Annotated in this window: 3 protein-coding genes and 1 tRNA gene; all 4 read left to right on the top strand. The window is 34.3% G+C overall.

Features of this window, described 5'->3' with window-relative positions; all coding sequences use genetic code 11:
• The first annotated feature begins 372 nt into the window (after positions 1-372).
• The 4 genes from M0P98_09480 (at position 373) to M0P98_09465 (ending at position 2,485) form a co-directional block, all read left to right on the top strand.
• On the top strand, positions 373-936 hold the full coding sequence (locus M0P98_09480) for a hypothetical protein (protein MCK9267076.1): 564 nt from the start codon (positions 373-375) through the stop codon (positions 934-936).
• 5 nt (positions 937-941) lie between these two features.
• Complete coding sequence (gene tmk / locus M0P98_09475; protein MCK9267075.1) at positions 942-1,568, top strand: dTMP kinase; 627 nt, start codon at positions 942-944, stop codon at positions 1,566-1,568.
• A complete protein-coding gene (locus M0P98_09470) occupies positions 1,555-2,397 on the top strand; it encodes a hypothetical protein (GenBank protein ID MCK9267074.1) in 843 nt (280 codons plus the stop codon). The genes tmk and M0P98_09470 overlap by 14 nt, the downstream gene beginning before the upstream one ends.
• Before the next feature lie 4 nt (positions 2,398-2,401).
• Positions 2,402-2,485 (top strand) — tRNA-Leu (locus M0P98_09465).
• The last annotated feature ends 315 nt before the right edge of the window (positions 2,486-2,800 follow it).

Genomic DNA, 2,800 nt, shown 5'->3' with positions numbered 1-2,800 from the left:
TACACCTTCTACGCCACAATCGGGCACTCTGAGAACTCACCCTTCTGCATATAAAGCATCTCCGAAGGGTTTAACAGGCTCAGAGTAGAAGAACAAAAGGCTTGAACCTTTTGTTAACAGCCCCCCCATTCCGTCTTTGCCACGTCGCAAAAAGCACTTCAACCTACGCCAAGGTACACCTGCCAAAGTTTGTAGTTTAGCGCCGGTTGGCTTTGGCAGATATGCCTCGCAATGCCATAAGACGGTAAATAAAATAAGAATAAGTTGAGTTGTTGAGAAAATAATAAAATAATGATATTATATGAGGAAGGAAAAATATAGAACTAACTAAAATTGTAATTTTATTTGAGATTTGAAAACAGGAGGAGATTAATGAATTTAGAAATTATAAGAATACTAACTTTCATCATTATAGGGATTGCTCTTCTTTTATGGATAATAACAGCCCAAATTTTTAGGTTCAATAAAAAGAAGGCGTTTGTAACGGTATGCTTGTCTCTTATTTTCAGTTTGGTTGTAATAAATTATATACATATATTATATCTTTCTACTCCATTTAATTTTCGTATAAAAACACCTTTGTCAACCCAAGAACAAGAAGAGATGCATAAAGTTGACGATATTGTTGTAGCGTTTCAATTTAATGGGAATACAATAGAGATTGCTGACGGAGATGATATTGAGATAAACAAAAAAGTAAAGTTTAAAATTGTAGAAGTTAAAGGAGTAAAATCTGACGGAGAAATAAAAGCTGATTTTAAAGGGTTTGCTCCAGCTGGAAAGCGTAATGATAATCAGGATATAGGATATTGGATAACTTATAAAGATGTTCTTAAACGTTGGCAGGTTGAAGGTTTTAGGGATAAATATGAAATTCACATATTAAATGATAAAGAAGAGCAGATCGGTGGTGTTTATGTGCTCTTTGTTGATTGAAGATAATGAAAAAAAGAACTATTATCAGTTTTGAAGGTATAGATGGTTGTGGCAAGACAACACAGGCAAAACTATTATACCAATATTTACAGAATAATGGGTTTGAAAGTTCGTTCTTTTTTGAACCAGGTGGGACTATTCTGGGTAATAAAATAAGGTGTTTGTTACTTGACAAAGAAGATAAACAACTTTGTATGTGGAGTGAGTTGTTCTTATATTTTGCAAGTCGTGCACAGTTATTAAATGAAGTGGTAAGTAAAGAATTAGATAAAGGACATATCGTTATTCTTGATAGATATATAGATTCCACTACAGCATATCAAGGGTATGGACGTGGAATTTCTGTTGAATTGATAGAAAGAATACATTCTGCTTTTATACAAAATCTGTTTCCTGATTTGACCTTTCTTATAGATTCTCCACCTGAAGATTTAACATCAATTCTTGCCAAAAAAGAAAAAGATAGGATTGAACAAGAACCTGGTGATTTTCAAAAAAGGGTAAGGGAAGGGTATTTACAAATTGCAGGCAAAGAAAAAGAAAGGATAAAAGTAGTAAAAAGACAGAATATAGAAAAAACTCATAGTGAAATAATAAAAATTGTTGGAAATTTTTTAAATGAAAATAGATAAGATTCAAGAGTTTCTTATTAGGGCAAAGACAAAAAATAAAATTTCAAATGCTTATATAGTTTATGGCGGTATAGAAAAAGAGAGAGAAGAACTCGCTATTTTCTTATCTTGTCTTCTTAACTGTCCTCACAACCCTCCTTGTCAAACTTGCTCTGTATGTAAGTTAATAAACAAGAAGGCTTTTCCTGATATAAGATGGGTGATACCGTCAAAAAGTATTCTCTCAATAGACGATGTAAGACAGGTAAAAGAAGAAATTTATATAACGCCATACTATGGTAACAGGAAGATATATATTTTTGATATAAATTATATGAGAGATGAATCTGCAAACGCATTTCTTAAAATTCTTGAAGAACCTCCTCTCTATTCAGTTATAATAATATTAAGTAAGAATATAAACTTTTTTTTGCCAACTATAGTGTCGAGATGCCAAAAATTAAGGCTCAACTATGCTCTCCCGAAAAATATTGAAGAATTTAAAGAACCACAAAAAGAGTTTGTATTTATATTGGAACAACTTGAGAAGAATCGGCTTTTTGATTTTTTTAGAACAATAGATTCTCTTGTAAAAAAAAATGAGAGAGAAGATATAGAACAATGGCTTGAAAAGATTATATTCTTATATAGGGATGTGTATTTAAAGCAACATTCTGTTGGAAATGAAATGTTGCTTAAAACAGGTATCGAAACGGGGGTCTTTTTAAGCGAAAATAGTGTTGTAACAATATTAGAAGATTTGTTGGAAACCAAAGAAAGGATAAGGTACAATGTAAACCTTAAACTTGGTCTTGAAAATCTTTTTTTGCAGATAAACCAATTGTATTGATATTGCCGAAGTGGCGGAATAGGCAGACGCGCTAGGTTCAGGACCTAGTGGTGGAAACACCGTTGGGGTTCGACTCCCCACTTCGGCACTTAAAAAGAACTAAATAACCCCAACGGTGTAAAAGGGTGCAGGGAAAAAGGTTTTCCCTGTGATTTTCGGTTCGGAGGGGAAGATTAAGGGGAGCAGCCCTCCCCTTAAAGAGCGAAGCGAGCCGTCGGGGTTCGACTCCCCACTTCGGCACTTAAAAAAAACTAAATAACCCCAACGGTGTAAAAGGGATAAAAAAGTATGTGGTGTCTACTCACTCTGGTACTACGGCGCATACACCTTCTACTTAACAATCGGGCACTCTGAGAACTCACCCTTCTGCATAGCAAGCATCTCCGAAGGGTTTAACAGGCTC

The organism is bacterium, assembly GCA_023230585.1.
GTDB lineage: Bacteria > Ratteibacteria > UBA8468 > B48-G9 > JAFGKM01 > JALNXB01.
Note: the sequence above shows the minus strand (reverse complement) of the source record. Positions and strands in the feature narration are given on the sequence as shown.